Source organism: Brevundimonas sp., assembly GCF_965278935.1.
Lineage (GTDB): Bacteria > Pseudomonadota > Alphaproteobacteria > Caulobacterales > Caulobacteraceae > Brevundimonas.
Window position 1 is genome coordinate 2,242,181 of sequence record NZ_OZ257124.1, and the last position, 18,676, is coordinate 2,260,856.

Annotated in this window: 22 protein-coding genes; 6 read left to right on the forward strand and 16 right to left on the reverse strand. The window is 67.7% G+C overall.

Annotated elements, in window-relative coordinates; translation table 11 throughout:
• Positions 1-37: 37 nt before the first annotated feature.
• Together ACQY68_RS11280 and ACQY68_RS11285 are read left to right on the forward strand one after the other, a co-directional pair.
• Entirely contained in the window at positions 38-1,549 is a 1,512-nt protein-coding gene (locus ACQY68_RS11280) for a sensor histidine kinase (RefSeq protein ID WP_428149522.1), read from the forward strand.
• Positions 1,542-1,919, forward strand: coding sequence for a response regulator (locus ACQY68_RS11285; RefSeq protein WP_428149523.1), 378 nt, complete (start codon positions 1,542-1,544; stop codon positions 1,917-1,919). The genes ACQY68_RS11280 and ACQY68_RS11285 overlap by 8 nt, the downstream gene beginning before the upstream one ends.
• Here the strand turns inward: ACQY68_RS11285 and ACQY68_RS11290 are convergent.
• From ACQY68_RS11290 to lspA, 14 genes are all read right to left on the reverse strand, one after another.
• Entirely contained in the window at positions 1,891-3,489 is a 1,599-nt protein-coding gene (locus ACQY68_RS11290) for a phytoene desaturase family protein (protein ID WP_428149524.1), read from the reverse strand. The genes ACQY68_RS11285 and ACQY68_RS11290 overlap by 29 nt on opposite strands.
• Positions 3,489-4,121 (reverse strand): squalene/phytoene synthase family protein, encoded by a 633-nt coding sequence (locus tag ACQY68_RS11295; protein WP_428149525.1) that lies wholly within the window; start codon positions 4,119-4,121, stop codon positions 3,489-3,491. The genes ACQY68_RS11290 and ACQY68_RS11295 overlap by 1 nt, the downstream gene beginning before the upstream one ends.
• A complete protein-coding gene (locus ACQY68_RS11300) occupies positions 4,114-4,731 on the reverse strand; it encodes a hypothetical protein (protein ID WP_428149526.1) in 618 nt (205 codons plus the stop codon). The genes ACQY68_RS11295 and ACQY68_RS11300 overlap by 8 nt, the downstream gene beginning before the upstream one ends.
• 137 nt (positions 4,732-4,868) lie before the next feature.
• On the reverse strand, positions 4,869-5,852 hold the full coding sequence (secF, locus tag ACQY68_RS11305) for a protein translocase subunit SecF (RefSeq protein ID WP_428149527.1): 984 nt from the start codon (positions 5,850-5,852) through the stop codon (positions 4,869-4,871).
• Positions 5,849-7,453: a protein translocase subunit SecD gene (secD, locus tag ACQY68_RS11310; protein WP_428149528.1), complete on the reverse strand. Its 1,605-nt coding sequence runs from the start codon at positions 7,451-7,453 to the stop codon at positions 5,849-5,851. Before secD ends, secF begins: the two co-directional genes overlap by 4 nt.
• A gap of 31 nt (positions 7,454-7,484) precedes the next feature.
• Positions 7,485-7,802 (reverse strand): preprotein translocase subunit YajC, encoded by a 318-nt coding sequence (yajC, locus tag ACQY68_RS11315; protein ID WP_428149529.1) that lies wholly within the window; start codon positions 7,800-7,802, stop codon positions 7,485-7,487.
• A gap of 113 nt (positions 7,803-7,915) precedes the next feature.
• The gene (locus tag ACQY68_RS11320; RefSeq protein ID WP_428149530.1) at positions 7,916-8,989 is read right to left on the reverse strand and encodes a peptidoglycan DD-metalloendopeptidase family protein; all 1,074 of its coding nucleotides are present in this window, start codon (positions 8,987-8,989) and stop codon (positions 7,916-7,918) included.
• A 190-nt stretch (positions 8,990-9,179) separates the two neighbouring features.
• Positions 9,180-9,824: a protein-L-isoaspartate(D-aspartate) O-methyltransferase gene (locus ACQY68_RS11325; RefSeq protein WP_428149531.1), complete on the reverse strand. Its 645-nt coding sequence runs from the start codon at positions 9,822-9,824 to the stop codon at positions 9,180-9,182.
• The gene (surE, locus tag ACQY68_RS11330) at positions 9,821-10,609 is read right to left on the reverse strand and encodes a 5'/3'-nucleotidase SurE (protein WP_428149532.1); all 789 of its coding nucleotides are present in this window, start codon (positions 10,607-10,609) and stop codon (positions 9,821-9,823) included. Before surE ends, ACQY68_RS11325 begins: the two co-directional genes overlap by 4 nt.
• A 66-nt stretch (positions 10,610-10,675) precedes the next feature.
• Entirely contained in the window at positions 10,676-11,053 is a 378-nt protein-coding gene (locus tag ACQY68_RS11335; protein ID WP_428149533.1) for a hypothetical protein, read from the reverse strand.
• A 127-nt stretch (positions 11,054-11,180) separates the two neighbouring features.
• Positions 11,181-12,458: a serine--tRNA ligase gene (serS, locus tag ACQY68_RS11340; RefSeq protein ID WP_428149534.1), complete on the reverse strand. Its 1,278-nt coding sequence runs from the start codon at positions 12,456-12,458 to the stop codon at positions 11,181-11,183.
• Between the two features lie 80 nt (positions 12,459-12,538).
• Entirely contained in the window at positions 12,539-12,988 is a 450-nt protein-coding gene (locus tag ACQY68_RS11345) for a PaaI family thioesterase (protein WP_428149535.1), read from the reverse strand.
• 128 nt (positions 12,989-13,116) lie between these two features.
• Positions 13,117-13,683 (reverse strand): DUF3035 domain-containing protein, encoded by a 567-nt coding sequence (locus tag ACQY68_RS11350; RefSeq protein WP_428149536.1) that lies wholly within the window; start codon positions 13,681-13,683, stop codon positions 13,117-13,119.
• A 71-nt stretch (positions 13,684-13,754) separates the two neighbouring features.
• Positions 13,755-14,261 carry a signal peptidase II gene (gene lspA / locus ACQY68_RS11355; RefSeq protein ID WP_428149537.1) on the reverse strand — a complete coding sequence of 169 codons (507 nt, stop codon included), beginning with the start codon at positions 14,259-14,261 and terminating at the stop codon, positions 13,755-13,757.
• A gap of 112 nt (positions 14,262-14,373) precedes the next feature.
• Here lspA and ACQY68_RS11360 point away from each other — a divergent pair, with 112 nt between their 5' ends.
• Genes ACQY68_RS11360 through ACQY68_RS11375 form a run of 4 tightly spaced genes read left to right on the forward strand, consistent with a single transcriptional unit; the run spans position 14,374 to position 17,821 of the window.
• Complete coding sequence (locus tag ACQY68_RS11360; protein WP_428149538.1) at positions 14,374-15,477, forward strand: DUF2855 family protein; 1,104 nt, start codon at positions 14,374-14,376, stop codon at positions 15,475-15,477.
• Between the two features lie 32 nt (positions 15,478-15,509).
• A complete protein-coding gene (locus ACQY68_RS11365) occupies positions 15,510-16,379 on the forward strand; it encodes a TIGR01459 family HAD-type hydrolase (RefSeq protein ID WP_428149539.1) in 870 nt (289 codons plus the stop codon).
• Positions 16,380-16,417: 38 nt separating this feature from the next.
• Entirely contained in the window at positions 16,418-16,873 is a 456-nt protein-coding gene (locus ACQY68_RS11370; protein ID WP_428149540.1) for a MaoC family dehydratase, read from the forward strand.
• Between the two features lie 9 nt (positions 16,874-16,882).
• Positions 16,883-17,821, forward strand: coding sequence for a bifunctional riboflavin kinase/FAD synthetase (locus ACQY68_RS11375; protein WP_428149541.1), 939 nt, complete (start codon positions 16,883-16,885; stop codon positions 17,819-17,821).
• Here the strand turns inward: ACQY68_RS11375 and ACQY68_RS11380 are convergent.
• Both ACQY68_RS11380 and ACQY68_RS11385 read right to left on the reverse strand, forming a co-directional pair.
• Positions 17,809-18,444, reverse strand: a complete 636-nt coding sequence (locus ACQY68_RS11380; RefSeq protein ID WP_428149542.1) for a zeta toxin family protein — start codon at positions 18,442-18,444, stop codon at positions 17,809-17,811. The genes ACQY68_RS11375 and ACQY68_RS11380 overlap by 13 nt on opposite strands.
• Positions 18,422-18,664 (reverse strand): hypothetical protein, encoded by a 243-nt coding sequence (locus ACQY68_RS11385; RefSeq protein ID WP_428149543.1) that lies wholly within the window; start codon positions 18,662-18,664, stop codon positions 18,422-18,424. The genes ACQY68_RS11380 and ACQY68_RS11385 overlap by 23 nt, the downstream gene beginning before the upstream one ends.
• Positions 18,665-18,676: the final 12 nt, after the last annotated feature.

An 18,676-nucleotide genomic window follows, 5' to 3' on the forward strand; every position in this document is an offset into this window, starting at 1 on the left:
GCGCCACGCGCTCGCCGGGATCGGGGAGACGGTACGCGTGCGGGCACTTGATCAGGCGATAGACCTCGCGGCGGCGTTCGAGGCCTCCACGAACCCCTACATGCTGCTCACGCCGGACCTGCGATACGCGGGAATGAACGCCGCCTATCTCGCCGCCGTCGGCACCACGCGAGACAGGCTGATCGGACAGCAGATCTTCGACGTCTTCACCGGCGGACCGACCGAGACCGGCGCCGAGAACGTCCGCCAACTCCGCGCCTCCTTCGAGAAGGTGCTGGCGACCGGCGAACGGGACCATCTGGCGCTGATCCACTTCGCCATCCCGGTCACCGACCCCGACGGCGCGATCACCCATGAGGACCGCTACTGGAGCGCCAGCCACACGCCGCTGCACGACGCCGAAGGCCGGATCGTGCTGATCCTCCAGCACACGTCGGACATCACCGAACTCGAGTTGCTGCGCCGCGCGCGGAACGACGCACCGACCGTCAGCGCGCTGGACATGATTCTCGGCGGCGGCGTCATGAACCGGGCCCGCGCGGTCCAGGAGGACAATCGGCGTCTGGAAAAGGAGCGCAACCGCCTCGTCGAGATGTTCATGCAGGCGCCCGGATTCGTCGCCATCCTGTCGGGAGCCGACCACGTCTTCCAGATGCACAACGACGCCTACGCCCGCATCATCGGGCGCTCGAATGTGGTCGGAAAGTCGATCCGCGACGCCCTGCCCGACCTCGCCGGCCAAGGCTATTACGAGTTGCTGGATTCCGTCTTCGCGACGGGTGAGCCGTATGAGGGCAAGGGCGCCCTCGTCACCTTCCGCCCCGAGGGCGCGGATCACGACCTTAGCCGCAACGTGGATTTCATCTACCAGCCGGTGCGCAACAACGAAGGCGTCGTCGTGGGCATCTTCGTCCAGGGGCACGACGTCACCGCCACCGTCGAGGCCGCCCAACGCCAGCGGCTGATGATCGACGAACTCAATCACCGGGTGAAGAACACCTTGGCCACCGTCCAGTCGATCGCCATGCAGACCGCCCGTTCGCACGACGATCCCAGGACCTTCGCCGAGAGCTTCCAGGCCCGGTTGATGAGCCTGTCTCACACCCACGACCTCCTCACCCGCAGCCATTGGGAAGGCGCCGACCTCCGGGCGGTTCTGGAGCACGAGACGGACGCGCACGGCCCGACCCGCATCGTTCTGAACGGCCCGCCCCTGGCGCTGGGCCCGGCGATGGCCCTGTCGCTGGGGATGATCTTCCACGAGCTGGCGACCAACGCCGCGAAGTACGGGGCCCTGTCGGCGCCGGACGGCCGGATCTTCGTCGACTGGACCATCGCCAACCAGACCAGCCGGACACTGGACGTCGTCTGGCGCGAGGTGGGCGGGCCGCCGGTGGAGACGCCCGTACGACGCGGATTCGGCAGTCGGCTGATCGAAAGGAACGTCCGTCACGATCTGGCGGGCGAGGCCAAACTCAGCTACGCAAGCGACGGTTTTATAGCGGAATTCTCGATACCGCTTGATAAGGATACGCAACAGCATGTCTGAGGGTTTGACGGGTCGCCGCATTCTCGTGGTCGAGGACGAATCCCTGGTCGCCATGCTGCTGGAGACCATTCTCGAAGACATGGGCGCGATCCCGGTCGGCGCGATCGCCACCGTGGACGAAGCGCTCCAGGTCGTCGCCGACGATCCCCTGCTCGACGCCGCCCTGCTTGATGTGAACGTGGCGGGCAAGGAGGTCTTCCCCGTCGCCGAGGCGCTCAAGGCCAAGGGCATCCCGTTCGTCTTCTCGACCGGCTACGGCGAGGGCGGCCTGCCCGATCACTGGCGCGGTCAGGCGACGATCCAGAAGCCCTTCACGGAAGACGCCGTGAAGGCGGCGCTGTTCAAGGCCTTGGGCGTCGCCCAGGTCTGAGATCCGTAAGTATCGCCTTGGCCGCATTGTGTCCCGGCGCGCCGGTGACGCCGCCTCCGGGATGCGCGCCTGATCCGCACAGATAAAGACCCGGGACCGGCATCCGGTGATCGGCATGACCCAGCACCGGCCTGGCGCTGAACAATTGGTCCAGCGTCAACCGGCCATGGAAGATGTCGCCTCCGACCAGCCCGAACCGCCGCTCCAGATCGCGCGGCCCAAGCGCCAGTCGCCCCAGCACCGAGGCCTTGAAGCCCGGCGCATGGGCATCGACCGTCTCGATCATCAGGTCCGCCACCGTGTCGCAATGTTCGTCGCCAAGCGCCGGATCGACATGCTGACAGAACAGGCTGGCCACATGCTGCCCCGGCGGAGCGAGCGTATCGTCCAGGGTCGAAGGGATCAGCATCTCGACGATCGGTTTTGACGACCAGCCGTTCAGCCGCGCCTCGGCATGGGCCCGGTCCATGTAATCCAGGCTCGGCGCGATGATGATGCCCGCCGTATGGTGGTCGCCCGCTTCCGGCAGCACGGTGAAGCGCGGAAGCTCCGACAGGGCCACGTTCATCCGGAACGTCCCCGACCCCGACGCATACCGGCTCATCCGCTCGGTGAAGTCCGCCGGCACGACCGCCGGGTCGACCAGCCGGTCGAACAGCAGGCGCGGATGCAGGTTCGACACGACCGCCTGGCCCCGTACCGTGTCGCCCGCCGTCGTCACCGCCCCGACCGCCCTGCCCTTATCGGTCAGGACCTCGGCGACCTCCGTATCCAGCCGGATGTCGACGCCCTGCTCGCGACAGGCGGCGGCCATGGCCTGGGTGATCGCCCCCATGCCGCCGATGGCGTGGCCCCAGACGCCCTTGCGCCCGTTCACCTCGCCGAAGACGTGATGCAGCAAGACGTAGGCCGACCCCGGCGTATAGGGGCTCGCGTAGTTCCCGACCACGCTGTCGAACCCGAACAGGGCCTTGATCGGGTCGCTCTCGAACCAGCCGTCGAGCCAGTCGCCGGCCGACTTGGCGAACAGGTCGAGCACGTCGCGTCGCCCGGTCAGGTCCAGCCCGCCCAGCCGCTTCGCGACCGACGCCGACCTCAGCATCTCCGGCAGGGCTTCAAGCCAGCCGCCGGTCGGCAGGTTCGGCGGCGTCTCCAGCACCAGCGCCCGCAGCACCGCCGCCACCGCCTCCAGCCGCGCCTCATATTCGGGCAACCGCTCGGCATCTCGCGTCGAGAACCGCGCCACCTGCCCCTGCGTCCGGCCTTCACCGGCGGTGAAATAGTCCCCGTCCAGCGGCAGGAAGTTCGACATGCGCCGCTCGACGACTTTCAGCCCGTGCCGGGCCAGTTCGAGGTCGGCGATGATCTTCGGGTTCAGCAGGCTGACAGTGTAGCTGGCGGTCGAGTTGCGGAAGCCGGGATGGAACTCCTCCGTCACCGCCGCCCCGCCGACGACGCCGCGCCGTTCCAGCACCGTGACCTTCAGCCCGGCCCGCGCGAGATAGAAGGCGCAGACAAGCCCGTTGTGGCCCCCGCCGAGAATGACGACGTCGGTCTGCGTCACGGCCATCAGATCCGCCCCCGCAACGTGGCCCAGGTCAGCTTCAGACGCTTGAGCGCCTCGGGCGTATCCGGTTTGAGCGCCGCATGGGCGACCGCTGGAAAGGCCACGGCAGGCAGGGATGCGAGCAGCCTGTTGGCATTGACCCGCAGCGCGTCCGCCTCGTCGGCTCGTCCCACCTGCGACAGGCTCCAGACCCTGCTGGCCTCGACGATCTCGGCGTCATGGCTCGCGCCCGCCAGGATCTGCACAGCCACCTGCATCGGCCCCCTGTAGAAAGCGTCCAGATCGTGCGGTTCGCCATGCACCCGGTCGATGTGCGCCTCAATCAGGGTGTCGAACGAGTCGCGGGGCAGGCCATGACGCCCCACCAGATCGGTCAGGGCCTCCAGCACCGGATGGCCCTTGCGCGCCACGCCGGAGAAGACCCCATCCATCTGCTCGCGCCACCAAACGTAGCGCATCTCGGCCAGAAGGGGCTGGGTCACCCGCGTGGGGATGCTCATCAGCTCCGCCTCGAAGGCGTAGAGGGCGATCAGGTCCGCGCGCGCCTGCGGATCGCCGACGAACCGGCTGGACAGCCAGCGGTCGGGATCGGCCGCGCGGACCTGGTCGTCGAGACTGGAGGTCGGGTCAGCCAAACAGCGTCTGGTACATCGCCATGGAGGTCAGCATCGGCAGGCTGAGCAACAGGTTGGTGCGGCTGGCCAGCATGGCGACGCGGGCGGCCTTGGCCTTCTTCTCGTCGTCCACGACGACGATGCCCAGGGCCCGCTTCTGGTTCGGCCAGATGATGCCCCAGACATTCAGGAACATGACGATGGCCAGCCAGACGCCGACGCCCATCAGGGTGAAGCCCTGATCGCCCTGCACCAGACCGCCGGCGAAGCCGAAGCTCAGCACTTCCATCGCATAGACGTGACCCTTCAGCCCCAGCACCGCGATCCCCGCCAGCACCGTGAACAGGGCCGCCCAGCGGAACCAGAACAGGGCCTCGGGCGCGATGTATTTCGACACGGCGGGCTTCAGCTCGCCGGGGATGGTCGGCATGACGCGGATCTGGACGAAGTTGAAATAGTAGAGCAGCCCGATCCACAGGATGCCGAAGCCGACGTGGAACCAGCGCGCCACCGCCTGCCAGAACTGCAGCGCGTCCACCTCCGCGATGCGGAAGAAGGCGAAGATCATCACCGCCGCCAGCACGAAGCTGAGGATCAGTGTGTTTCTGAAATTCGAAAGCAGATTGACCATGTGTTCGCTCCCCCGAGTCGGTGTTGGCCCAAGGCTTAGCCGCAAAGGCCAGTGGGGAGAAGGTGGCTGGTGGTTCGTGGCTGGTAACTGGTCCAGCTCTCACCAGCCACCAGTCACCTGGCCACCAGTCACGCGGCCTACGGCCGCGACGCCATGCCCAGCTTGACCGGCTTTGCGTCCTCGGCGAGCTCGCCGCGCTTCACGCCCCAGAGCAGGATGATCGGCGCCCCGACGTAGATCGAGGAATAGGTGCCGACGATGATCCCGAACATCAGGGCGATGGAGAAGCCGAACAGGGCCTCCCCGCCGAAGAAGGCCAAGGCCGCCAGCACCATGACGGCGGTGACGCCGGTGATGATGGTCCGCGACAGGGTCTCGTTCAGCGACAGGTCGATCACCTCGCGCAGCGGCATGGTCTTGTACTTGCGCAGGTTCTCGCGAAGACGGTCGAACACCACCACGGTATCGTTCATCGAATATCCGATGACCGTCAGAATGGCGGCGACCATGTTCAGGCTGAATTCCAGCTTGAACAGCACGATCAGGCCGAAGGTCAGGATCACGTCGTGCAGCAGGCCGGCCACGGCGCCGAAGCCGAACTGGGGCTCGAACCGGAACCAGATGTAGGCGAACATCAGGGCGATCGCGACGCCCAGGGCCAGAAGGCCCGAGGTGAACAGCTCGCCCGAGACCTTGGAACCGACGACGCTGACGCCCGAATAGGTGACCTCGCCGACCGCGCCGGTGATGGCGCTCTCGACCTGGTTCACGACCGTCGTCTGGTCCTGACCGTCCGGAATCTGGAAGCGGAGCACGGCGGTCGAGCCGTCCTCGACGTTAGTGTCGCGACGGGCGATGCCCTGGACCCCGACGTCACCCAGCCCCAGCTCGCCGACCGAGCTGCGCACGGCTTCGAGATCGATGGTCTGACCGGCGGGCTTGGCGACCTCCATCGAGGCGCCGCCCCGGAAGTCGATGCCCATGTTCAGGCCGGGATAGAAGCAGGCGACGATCGACGCCACACACAGCACGATGGAGAGCACGGCCGCATAGCGCGCGTATTTGACGAAGTGGAAATTCGTCTTCTGCGGCAGGACCTTGATAAGGGGCCACCAGGTCATCGGGCCGACTCCGCGATCGGAAGGGACTTGGGTTTGGCGATCTTCAGCCAGTAGGCGAGCAGGATCTGCGAGACCAGAACGGCCGAGAAGACCGAGGTGAACACCCCGATCGTCAGGGTCCAGGCGAAGCCGCGGACCGGACCGGCGCCGAAGATGAACATGATCCCCGCCGCGACCAGGGTGGTCAGGTTGGCGTCGATGATCGTGCCCATGGCCTTGTTGAAGCCGGCGTCCATCGAGGCGATCACGGACCGTCCGGCCCGCGCCTCGTCGCGCATCCGCTCGTAGATCAGCACGTTGGCGTCCACGGCCACCGCGAAGGTCAGGATCAGACCCGCGATGCCCGGCAGGGTCAGCGTCGCCTGCGTCAGGGACATGGCCGCCACGATCAGAATGCCGTTCAGGATCAGGCCGATGACCGAGATGCCTCCGAACAGGAAGCCGTAGGCCAGCAGCATGAACAGCACGATGATGATGAAGCCGATCATGGTCGACAGAGCGCCGGCCTTGACGGCGTCGGCGCCGAGTTCGGCGGTCACGGTCCGGCGTTCCTCGACCGTCAGCGGGGCCGGAAGGGCGCCGCCGTTCAGCAGGTTCACCAGTTCCGACGCCTCGGCGATCGAGAAGTTGCCGGTGATCTGACCCGTCCCGCCCGTGATGGGGCTCTGGATCGTCGGAGCCGAGATGACCTTGCCGTCCAGGATGATGGCGAAGGGCTTGCCGATATTGGCCGCCGTCGTCTCGCCGAAGCGACGCGCGCCCTGGCCGTCGAAGCGGAAGTCGATGGCGGGGCGGCCAGACTGGTCGGCGCCGACGCCGGCCCGGGTCAGGTTCTCGCCCGAGACCAGCACGCGCTTCTTGACCAGGTAGGGTGTCACGCCGTCCGGACCGAGCAGCAGTTGCGAATCCGGCGGCACGCGACCGGCGACGGCGTCCTGCACCGAGTTCTCGGTATCGACCATCTGGAAGGTCAGCTGGGCGGTCTGGCCGATGACCCGTTCCAGGGCGGCGGGATCGCTTTCGCCCGGAGCCTGGACGACGATGCGTTCGGCGCCCTGGCGGGTGATGGAAGGTTCGCGCGTGCCCAGGCTGTCGATGCGGCGGCGCACGACCTCGATGGACTGGTCCACCGCCGTCGCGCCCATCGAATCGAGCGTCGCCTGGGTGAAGGCCAGACGCACGCGGTCGGGACCGACGCGCTGAACCTGACGCTCGACCGCGCCGCCGGCGCTCGCGGGCCCGATCAGCGCCTGCAAGGCCGTATAGGCGGCGTCCTGACGGGTCGGATCGGCCAGGGTGACGACGGCGCCGCCCGCTTCACGGGTGATCTGGTTGGTGGCGATTCCGCCCTCGCGCAGGGCGACGCGGACGTCCTCGATCAGGTTGTCGACGCGCTTGGTGCGCATCGCGTCCACATCGACTTCCAGCAGCAGATACGATCCGCCCTGCAGGTCGAGGCCCAGGTTCAGGGCGTTCTTGGGCAGCCAGCCCGGCAGCGCCGCGCGCTGGGCCGGAGACAGGGCGTTGGGGAAGGCCAGCAGCACGCCGAAGACGAGCGACAGGACGACGAGGATGACTTTCCAGCGCGACAGCTGAATCATGGACGGGGCTTCCGGTTCAGCGAGCCGAGGCTCAGGCCTTGGCGTCGTTCGCGGCGATGGCGGTGCGGTTGCGCACCTCGGCGATCATGCCCTTGACCACCCGCACATTGACGCTGGGGGCGATCTCGACATTGACCTCGGCCTCTTCGACGCGGGTCACCTTGCCGATCAGGCCCGACGACAGGACGATGACGTCGCCGCGCTTCACTGCCGCGATCAAAGCCTGATGTTCCTTGGCGCGCTTCTGCTGCGGACGGATCAGCAGGAAGTAGAACAGGACGAAGATCGCGACGAACGGCAGGAACTGCACGATCATGGCCATCAGGCCGCCTTCACCAGTGGGCGTCATTGGGTCGTTCCCCGGGGGATGAGGCAGCCGCTTCCGGGCGCCCGTTTAAAACAAGGCGCGGAACCTAGGGCCGAGACTCCGGGATTGCAACGCGGCGTGATGGTTCGGCGTCTCTACCGTGGCAAAACGGTCAACGGATCGACGGCGGTCGGCTGATCGGCCTGCATCCGGCGGGTCTCGAAGTGGATCGAGGGACGACCGTCGCCCGCCGTCAGGCCGACCGTGCCGATCTGCTGGCCCGTGCGAACGTCAGCGCCGTCATCGACCGTGGCGGACCCGAGGTGGCTGTAGCTCGTGCGCCAGCCATCCCGGTGCGTGATGATGACCGTCAGGCCTAATCCCACGACCTCTCCGACATAGGCGATGCGTCCCCCGGCCGCCGCGTTGACCGGCTCGCCGGCCGCGGCGCCGATGTTGATGCCGTTGTTGCGCTCGCCCAAACCCACGGGACCAAAGCGGCGCAGAATTTCGCCCCGCACCGGCCACTGGAACATCGCTGATCCAGCCGATGCGACGGCCGTCGATGCCGTCGCCGCCGGTTCCCGCGGTGCGAGGGGCGCTGCGGGATTGCCCGAGGGCGGCGGCGGGGGCGGCGGAATCACCCCGTTCTCGGGCACCATGACGCCGACGGGCGCGGGCCCGGTCGCATAGGGATCGGGGCCCGTGTCCAGCGCGCTGTCGGGCAGGATGATCGACTGGCCCACGGTGATCGCGCCGCGCGGCCCCAGACCGTTCAGGTCGATCAGATTCTGCACCGGCGTCTGGAAGCGCCGCCCGACGCCGGAGATCGTGTCGCCCGGCTGGATGACATAGGCCGCGCCTGCGTTGACGCTCATCGGCGCGCTGGGCGTCGCATAGGACGGCGAGCTCGCGGACGGCGGGCTGTAGGCCGGGGGATTGTAGGCCGGAGGCGGCGGATAGGTGTTCGAACCCGACGACGACGGCGGCGGCAGGGCTCCGCCCTCGATCCGCTCGGTCGGCGCGGTCATCGGCGGCGGCGCCTCATAGACCGGCGGCTGGGGCTGGGACGGCGCGCCGTAGGGATCGGCCGGACGCACGCCGGGCGCGCCATAGCCCGGCATCGGCCGGGTCGAATAGACGGGCTCGGTCGGATAGCTGGCGCAGGCCGTGGCCGCCATTCCGGCGAAGGCGATCGCCGCCGCCCTGATCCAGTTCGAAAGACGCACAGATCGCTCCCCGTTCACCCTGCCCGACATGCCCCGTCGCAGCTCATTAGCCAACCCGCCAAAGCGCGCGAAAGTGGGGCGGAGAGGTTAACGGGGCTAGAGATCAGGGCTTGGTGAGCAGGTCTTGGGGAAGGCAAGGATAGAGCGGACGACAGCGCACCGCCAGTTCCCTGATCCCTAAGCCCTACCTCTACCCCTCCTTCGCCGTCCCCTCGACCAGGGGCACGAAGCGCACCTCGCACAGGCTCTCGCGTCGGAAGCTGCCGTCCTCCTGACCCGTATAGCGATGCAGCATCTGCACGGACGTCCGGCCCACCGGCGCGACCAGCACTCCGCCCGGCTTCAGCTGTTTCAGCAGTTCGGTCGGCTCGTTCGGCGAGGCGGCCGTGACCATGATCCGGTCGAACGGCGCCTGCTCCGGCCAGCCCAGCCCTCCGTCGGAATGGCGGGTGATGACGTTGTCGATCTGGAGCCGTTTGAGCTTGGCCTCGGCCTCGACCAGCAGGCTGCGATACCGCTCGACCGAATAGACGTAGCGCGCCAACCGGCTCAGCACCGCGCACTGGTAGCCGCTGCCCGTGCCGATCTCGAGCACCCGGTGGCGCGGCTCGACCTCCAGAGCCTGGGTCATCAGGCCGACGATGAAGGGCTGGCTGATCGTCTGGGCGCAGTCGATCGGCAGGGCCTGATCCTCCCACGCCTGATCGAGGAATTTCTCGTGCACGAACACGGCGCGGTCGATCGATTCCATCGCCGCCAGCACCCGGGGATCGGTGACCCCCTGCTGCCGCAGCGACAGGATCAGCCGCCCTGCCCTGTCGTCCTTCAGATTCATCCGGCCAGGCTCTTCGGCGGCGCCCCGCCCAGCACGCCCTTCAGGTCGTGGACGCTCGGCTTGTGCGTCAGGTCGATATGCAGCGGCGTGACCGAGATCTTGCCGTCGTCCATGGCCCGCAGGTCCGTGCCCGGCGCATGATCCTGCTTCGCCCCCCGAAAGCTCATCCAGTAGTAGTCGCGCCCGCGCAGGTCGGTGCGCTTGACCGCATGCATCTCCCCGGCCTGACGGAAGCCCTGCACCGTCACCTCGACCTCCTTCACATCCTCGGGCGGTCGTGCGGGGAAGTTCAGGTTCATCACCACCCCGTCCTGCCAGGTCTCGGCCAGCAGCCGGCTGATGATCGGCGGGGCGTATGTCTCGGTTGTCTCCCAGTGGGCGGTGACCTCGTCGTGGAACCGCTCCAGCGACTGGCTCAGCGCGATCGAGCGGATGCCGAAGGCCATCCCCTGCAATGCGCCCGCGACCGTTCCCGAATAGGAGCAGTCCTCCCCCACATTGTGCCCGCGATTGACGCCCGACAGCACCAGATCGGGCTTGTCCGGCATCAGGTCATTGACCGCCAGCACGACGCAGTCCGTCGGCGTTCCGGTGACCGAGAACCGCTTTTCGGAAAACCGGTTGACCCTCAGCGGTTCGGTCAGGGTGATGCCCCGACCCTTGCCCGACTGTTCCTCGTGCGGCGCGACGATCCAGACATCGTCGGACAGGGTCCGTGCGATCCGTTCCAGACAGGCCAGGCCCTCGGCCTCGATACCGTCGTCGTTGGTCAGCAGGATGCGCAAATCAGGAGCCTTCGGTGAGTCGTCAGGGAATAGCCGAATCCCCGCCCCCGCGCACCCTGCGACAACCTACTGGATGACGGCGATGTCCGTGCCCAGGATCACGAAGTCGGCGCCGCACTCGTTGCGGATGTTCGAGCCCTGGTGGTCGATCCGGTGGCCGGGCAGCTCGTCGGACCATGCCACGCGGGTTCCGGTGACCCGCACCTTCTGACGGCCGATGGTCGCGGCGGCCGTGCGCTGTTCGTCGCGCGGCAGGGCGCCGGAGACGCACGGGCGTTCGCGACCGGCGACATACTGGTTCTGGCGCTCGACCAGCTGGAACTCGTCGCCTGAGAAGCTGATCCAGCCCTCGAACGTCGTCGGCGGGGTCGGGGCGGGCTGGACCTCGGCCACAGGCGCGGCGGCGGACAGCGACAGGGCAAGAGCGGCGGCGATCAGGCTCATGGAGCAACTCCTGTTCGAGCGGCCTCGCAGGCGGCGAGGCGCGGGCTTCCTCGGATGGAACGAAGATAGGACGCCGCCGATCCCCGATCCACCTTACGCCCCATCACAAAAGCGGTGAGCGCCGCCCTCAGCCGACGTGCGTCGCCCCGCCCATATACGGCAGCAGGGCGGCCGGCACGGCGATCTTGCCGCCCTCGTCCTGATAGTTCTCCATGATCGCCACCAGCGTCCGCCCGACGGCCAAACCCGAGCCGTTCAGAGTGTGCACGAACTCCGGCTTGCCCTCCTTGCGCTTGAACCGCGCATCCATCCGCCGCGCCTGGAAGTCCCCGCAGTTCGAGACCGAGCTGATCTCGCGATAGGTGTCCTGGCTCGGCAGCCAGACCTCGAGGTCGAAGGTCTTCTTCGCGGAGAACCCCATGTCGCCCTTGCACAGCAGCATCCGGCGATAGGGCAGCTCCAGCTTCTGCAGCACCGCCTCGGCGCAGGTCGTCATCCGCTCGTGCTCCTCGTCGGACTTGTCCGGCGTGGTGATGGAGACCAGCTCGACCTTGTGGAACTGGTGCTGGCGGATCAGCCCGCGCGTATCCCGCCCCGCCGACCCGGCCTCGGCCCGGAAGCAGGGCGTCAGGGCGGTCAGCCGCAGCGGCAGTTCCTCTTCCGGCGTGATCTGCTCGCGCACGAGGTTGGTCAGGGAGACTTCGGCGGTGGGGATCAGCCAGTGGTCGTCGCCCGCCCGGAACTGGTCGTCGAAAAACTTCGGCAACTGCGCCGTTCCGAACATTGCCTTGTCGTGCACCAGATACGGCGGATTGACCTCCAGATAGCCGTGCTCGGTCGTCTGCACGTCGAGCATGAACTGGCCGACGGCGCGTTCCAGCCGCGCCAGCCCGCCCTTCAGCACCGCGAACCGCGCGCCTGACATCCGCGCCGCCGCCTCGAAGTCCAGCAGGCCCATCGCCTCGCCGAGGTCGGCGTGATCCTTGGCCGGACCACCGGCGCGCGGCGTGCCCCAGCGCGAGGTCTCGACATTGCCCGCCTCGTCCTCGCCGTCCGGCACGTCGTCAGCCGCGAGGTTCTTCTGCGCCGCCAGGATGCCGCGAAGTTCGGCCCCCTTGGCCGCCTCGACCTCGCCGTGGCTCGCGATGTCGCCCTTCAGCGTCTCCACCTCGGCCTTCAGCCGGTCGGCCTCGGCCATGTCCTTGCGGCCCATGGCGGCGCCGATCAGCTTGGAAGCGGCGTTTCGCTTGGCCAGCGCATCCTGCCCCGCCGTCTGGGAGGCGCGCAGTTCGGTGTCGAGGCTCAGGATCTGGTCGACCAGCGCCTGCGCATCCTCCACGCCGCGCGACGACCAGCCGGCGACGAAATGGCCGGGGTTCTCTCGAATGGCTCGGATATCGTGCATGGCGCGGTCTTTTGGGCAGGCTTCAAGGAAGCGGATGCTCTAGCGGGCGTCGCCGGATGGGGCAAACGTCCCGGGCGCCGTCAGCCGACTTCCATCACCAGACAGGTCGAGGTCGCCGTCGCATAGAGTTTGCCGTCGACGCCCTTCAGGTCCGCCTCGGCGAAGCCCGCCCGGCGTCCGATCTGCACGATCCGGCCCTCGGCCCTGACCGGCACGCCCTCGGTCAGGGCGCGGTGAAACACGGTTTTGATCTCCAGCGTCGTGTAGACCTGCCCCGGCTTGAGCATCGAATGCACCGCGCAGGCGCAGGCCGAATCCAGCAGGGTGGCCATCCAGCCGCCGTGCACCGTGCCGATGGGATTGTAGACCGCTCGCGTCGGCGTGCCCTCGAACACCACCCGCCCCTCCTCGACCTCGGTCAGCTGATAGTCGAGCGTCCGCGCGATCGGCGCGGCGTTCTCATCGGCCTGAAACCCGAGCCGCAGCTGTTCGACGCCGGACAGGTGGCTGAGTGCGCGAAGATCGGTCATGCGAAAGGTCCCGGGGGAGCGGTCCGTTCACAATAAGGACTGTCTCGCGACGAACGCAAGCGCGCGCCGAATTGAAAAAGGGCGCACCGTCGCCGGCGCGCCCCTGATCGACTTGGAATGTCGGGTTCTTACAGGCCCGGCAGCTTGAATCCGCCCGAGCGCCGCGGCGCGATCACGATCGTGCTTTGCGTGCCGGTCAGCGCCTGCAGGCGGGCGTTCTCGCTGGCGGCATCGATGGTCACCGCGCCCTGGGCCGTCTGGGTCTGGGTCGGAGCCTGGGTCGAGGCGTCGTCGCGACGCCAGAACAGGATGCGGTTGGCGAAGCTCTCTTCCTTGTGCGCCAGGTCGCCGAACTCGTCGTCGACGACATAGCGGGCCAGCGGGTCGGCGCGCTCGGCGCCGGCAGCGACGACCAGGGCCTGTTCGCCCGGCGTGCGGGTCACGGCCTGACGCTGACCCAGCAGGATCTGGCGAGCGGCGCTTTCCGGAGCGAGCTCCTGCGGGCGCGGCTGGCCCGGCGCGGGCGGACGCAGGCCGTATTCCGGCGGCACGGTCAGCGGGGCGGAGGCGACGGTCAGGAACTCGTCTGGCACGACCTTGGTCAGGCCGATGGACTGGCGCAGACCCCCACAGGCGGTCAGGGCGACGGCCGAAACGGCGATGGCGGAAACGGTCAGGATACGGGCGGTTCGCATGGGTCGGTTCGGCTCCGGCGCGGATTCGGCGCCCAGGTCAGACGAGTGTGTAGGCAGGAAAGAGCGGGTGATTACGCCTTTTCGTGGGCCGCGCCAACGGCCGGCTTCCGTTCCGACCTTATGCTGTCGATAATCAGCAGCAGGACGCCGATGTTGATGGCGCTGTCGGCGACGTTGAAGACCCAGGGGAAGACCCCCGTGCCCGAAAAATCGATGAAGTCGACGACATAGCCGTACTGGATCCGGTCGATGGCATTGCCCAGGGCGCCGCCGATGACCAGGCCGATGGCGGTGATGAGGATGCGCCGCTCGGCCTTCAGCGCCCACCAGCCCAGGAAGCCCGCGACGATCAGGGGGAAGAAGCTCAGAACCCATCGTCCGGCGCCGCCGCCGAACAGGCCGAAGCTGACGCCGTCGTTCTCGACATAGGAAAAGTTCAGGATCGGCGGCGCGATCAGCACCCGGCCGACTTCGCGCAGGTCGAGGCCTTCCAGGATCCAGAACTTGCTCAGCTGATCCAGCACGATGACGACGAGGGCGAATCCATAGGCCGCCCAGGCTAAGCGAGGAATTTTCATGCGGGTCGGTTAGCAGGCCGCGTCGCTCGCGCCAACGTCCGCCGCGCGCCTTCTCCTACGTCAACTGCGTTTGCCGCTAGGGTCACCCGAAACAGACCACCGGGAGAGCGCCATGTCCGATACCGACCGCCGCCTGATGACCGTGAAGTCGTCCCTGCGCGAGACCCTGATCGCGCCGAACCCGACGCCGGCCGATCTGGCCGAAGGTGATGTCGTCCTCGCGCTGGACCGGTTCTCCCTCACGACCAACAACATCACCTACGCCGCCTATGGCGACGCCATCGGCTACTGGAAGGTCTTCCCGACCGGCGACGACGCCTGCGGCATGATGCCCGTCTGGGGCTTCGCCGACGTCGCAGCCTCCCGCGCGCCCGGCGTCGAGGTCGGCGCCCGCGTCTTCGGCTACTTCCCCATGGCGGAGACGCTTCTGGTCAAGGCCGAAAAGGTCAGCAGGGGCGGATTCGCCGACGCCTCGCCGTGGCGAAAGGCCGTGCCGGACATCTACAACCGCTACGTCCTGTGCGCGGCCGACCGCCACTATTCCCCGGCGCTGGAAAACGCCGAGGCCCTGTTTCGCCCCCTGTTCGTGACCTCCTACACCGCCGTCGACTTCCTGAGAGACGCGGGGTTCTTCGGCGCGAAGCGAATCGTCGTCTCCAGCGCCTCGTCCAAGACCGCCTACGGCTCGGCCCACTGTCTGGCCGACGACGACGTCGAGGTCATCGCCCTGACCGGCGCACGCAATCGCGCCTTCGTCGAAGGTCTGGGCGCCTATGACGCCGTGCACGGCTATGAAGAGGTCGAGGCCCTGCCGGCCGGTGTTCCGACTCTCTACCTCGACCTCGCGGGAGATCCCGACCTGCGCCGACGCGTTCACGCGCATTTCGGCGACGACCTGAAGTACGACTGCCTCGTCGGCTCGACCCAGAGCGCCGACTTCACCGGTGACGACCCCGATCTGGTCGGTCCGCGGCCCGTCTTCTTCTTCGCCGCCACCTGCCTGGACCAGCACCGCGAGCGCGGGACCCTGCACGCCTTCTACGAGCGCTTCCTCGCCGATCAGGCGGCCTTCTTCGAACGCGTCGTCGACCCGGCCTCGCCCTGGATCCGGATCGTCGAGCATCGCGGCTTCGAGGCGATCGGCGAAGTCGTTCGGGACCTCGCCGACGGCGTCTCGGACCCGGCCGAAGGCGCCATCGGCGTCATCGCGCGCTAGCCCCTGCGACCCACCCGCCCTATTCAGGGGCCATGACCCTGCCCCACGCCCTGCCGAACCTCAGCGCCGTCGCCGCCGACTACGACATTCTGCTCTGCGACGTCTGGGGCGTGATCCACAACGGCCGCGAAAGCTGGCCCGAGGCCTGCGAGGCCCTGACCAAGTTCAACGAACAGGGCGGCCACGTCGTCCTGATCTCAAACTCGCCCCGCCCGTCGCACGATGTCGTCGCCCAGCTCGACGGCCTCGGCGTCCCGCGCGACAGCTGGAAGGCCTTCGTCACCTCGGGCGACGCCACCCGGATGGAGCTGGCCCGTCGCGCGCCCGGCCCGGCCCTGATCATCGGCCCAGCCCGCGACGACATCCTCTACGAGGGCCTCGACCTCAAGCGCGCCGACACCGTCGCCGACGCCGCCTTCCTGTCCGTCACCGGCATGATCGATGACGAGACCGAGACGCCCGAGCACTATTTCGAACAGCTGTCCGAGGCCGCCGAACGCGGTCTGGAGCTGATCTGCGCCAACCCCGACCGCATCGTGCAGCGCGGCGACAGGATCATCTACTGCGGCGGCGCCCTGGCCGATCTGTACGAATCGCTCGGCGGCCGGGTCACCATGGCCGGCAAGCCCTACGGCCCGATCTATGCCCTCTCGCTCATCGAAGCCGAACGGCTGATGGGCCGTCCCGTCGATCGCTCGCGCGTCCTGTGCATCGGCGACGGCGTCATCACCGACGTCCTCGGCGCCAACCAGCAGGCGCTCGACTGCCTGTTCATCGCCCAGGGCATCCACGGCGACGCCGCGCGCGGCGACGACAACCTGATCGACCCCGCCCGCGCCGCCGCCCTCCTGACGCCCGAGACGACCTACGCCCTCTACGCCGCGCTCGATCTGAAGTGGTAGTTCTCGCCAAATCGGCGAAGCGCGTCTAACACCGGCCCATGAACACCGGACCTCACCCCTCGGGCGGCTATATCCTCGAAGAACTCTCGCCCGGCATGGTGGCGATCAAGGAGGTCGAGGTCACGGAAGGCCGCATCGAGCAGTTCGCCGAGGCCTCCGACGACTTCAACCCGGTCCACATGGACGAGGCCTTCGCGTCGAAGACCGCCTATCGCGGCCGGATCGCCCACGGCCTGCTCTCGGCCTCGTTCGGCTCCGCCGTGGTCGGCACCATCCTGCCGGGCGCCGGGGCGATCTACCTGTCGCAGTCGCTGGCCTTCCACAAGCCGGTCCGCATCGGTGACGTGGTGACGGCGAAGATCACCGTGGCCTCGGTCGATCCCGAGTCGGCCCGCGTCGTCCTCCGCACCGAGGGCTATGTCGGCGACGACATGATCATGGAGGGCGAGGCCACGGTCCGTGTCCCCCGCCGCCGCCGTCCCGCCAGGGACTGACACCCGGCCGTGCCCATCGATGTGATCCGCGACTGGCGCGACCTGCCGGCCTCGCAGCGGGGCGCCGCCGCCGCGCTCGGCGCCTTCGACGGCGTTCACCGGGGCCATCAGGCGGTGATCGCCTCGGCCCGCGAGACCGCAGACCGCCTGGGCGCCCCCCTCGCCGTCGTCAGCTTCGACCCGCATCCGCGCCGCTGGTTCCAGCCCGACGCCGCCCCCTTCCGCCTGATGACCGCCGGCCAGATGGCCCGCGCGCTCGAGCCCCTCGGCGTCGAGCGTCTCTATCTCCTGCCCTTCGACGCCGACATGGCCGCGATGTCGGACGAAGCCTTTGCCCTTGATGTCCTGTCAGACGGTCTGGGCCTGACCCACGCCTCGGTCGGGTTCGACTTCACCTACGGCAAGGGTCGCACGGGCTCGCCCGACGCCCTCGCCCGCATCGGCCGCCAGCTCGGCTTTTCGGTCGCGGTCACCGAACGCGTCGATGACAGGGGCGGCCTCAAACTGGCCTCCAGCGCCGTGCGCGAGGCCCTGAACGCCGGCGACATGGCCCGCGCCGCCGCCATCCTCGGCCGCCCCTTCGCCATCGAGGGCAAGGTCGTCCACGGCGACAAGCGCGGCCGCACAATCGGCGTTCCGACCGCCAATGTGCGCCTCGCCGACTACATGCGCCCCGCCTACGGGGTCTATGCGACCCGCACCCGCCTGGCCGACGGCCGCGTCATCGACGGCGTCGCCAACCTGGGCGTCCGCCCGATGTTCGAGATCGCCGAACCCCTGCTCGAGGTCTGGCTCTTCGACTTCGCCGAAGACCTCTACGGCCAGACCATCGAGACCGAACTCGTCGCCCTGCTGCGCGGCGAAATGAATTTCGACAGCCTGGACGCCCTCAAGGTCCAGATCGACGCGGATGCTGCGGCGGCGCGGGCGGTGCTTCAGTCGTCGTAAATCGCGCGGAAGCCGGGGTCGTAGGCATCGACCGCGTCGATCAACGCGTCGGGCAGGCGGTCGTAAAGCACCATCTCCTGTCCGCGCCTGGCCAGCACGCGGCGCGGCGTAGCATCGGAATTGTCGTAGACGTCGACCCGGTCGGCATGGGTGAAAAACCATCCAAACTGCTGGAAGGATCGAAGCCGACGGCTGCGGATCTTGTCTTCGGGTACGTCGTGACCGCCCTTCTGAACCCGCGTGCGAACGCGTTTGATGTTCAGTTCGACGCTGTCGAGGAAGACGTAGATCAGGTTGATCGAAAAGCCGCGACTGCGCGCATGGTCCACCAGCTTGCGGTATTTGTCCGTCGACAGGACCGTCTCGACGCCGATCGTCTGGTGTGTATCGATCGAGGCGTATAGCCAGGTCTCGATGCGCTCGACCGACAGTCGGTTCGCCGCAACGTGGTCGACGCCCTCGGCCACTGCGATTCGGGCCGTCAGGAGATCCGGGTTGATGATCCAGACCGACCCGACAGACTCATCGACGGTTGCAGCCCCATAGGCGCTGCTTTTGCCCGATCCGTTGGGTCCGGCAATGATCCAGAGCGAGGGCGGATTAGTCGTCGGCGGCGACGCCATCGGCAGATCCGAACAGCCGCTTGTTGTCCCGACGGGCCGCCTCGACGTTCTTGGTGAAGACGTACAGGAACTCTTCGCCGAACGTCGGGCTGTTCGCATCGATCGACCGGACAGTCACCTTCTCGCCATTGGCTGCGGTGATCCGGCGCAGGGTGACGCCTTTCGGCTTCTTGCCTGCGCGGCGACCAGTCTCGGAGCGGACCATGGTGATGTCGGTCATGGGATCAATATC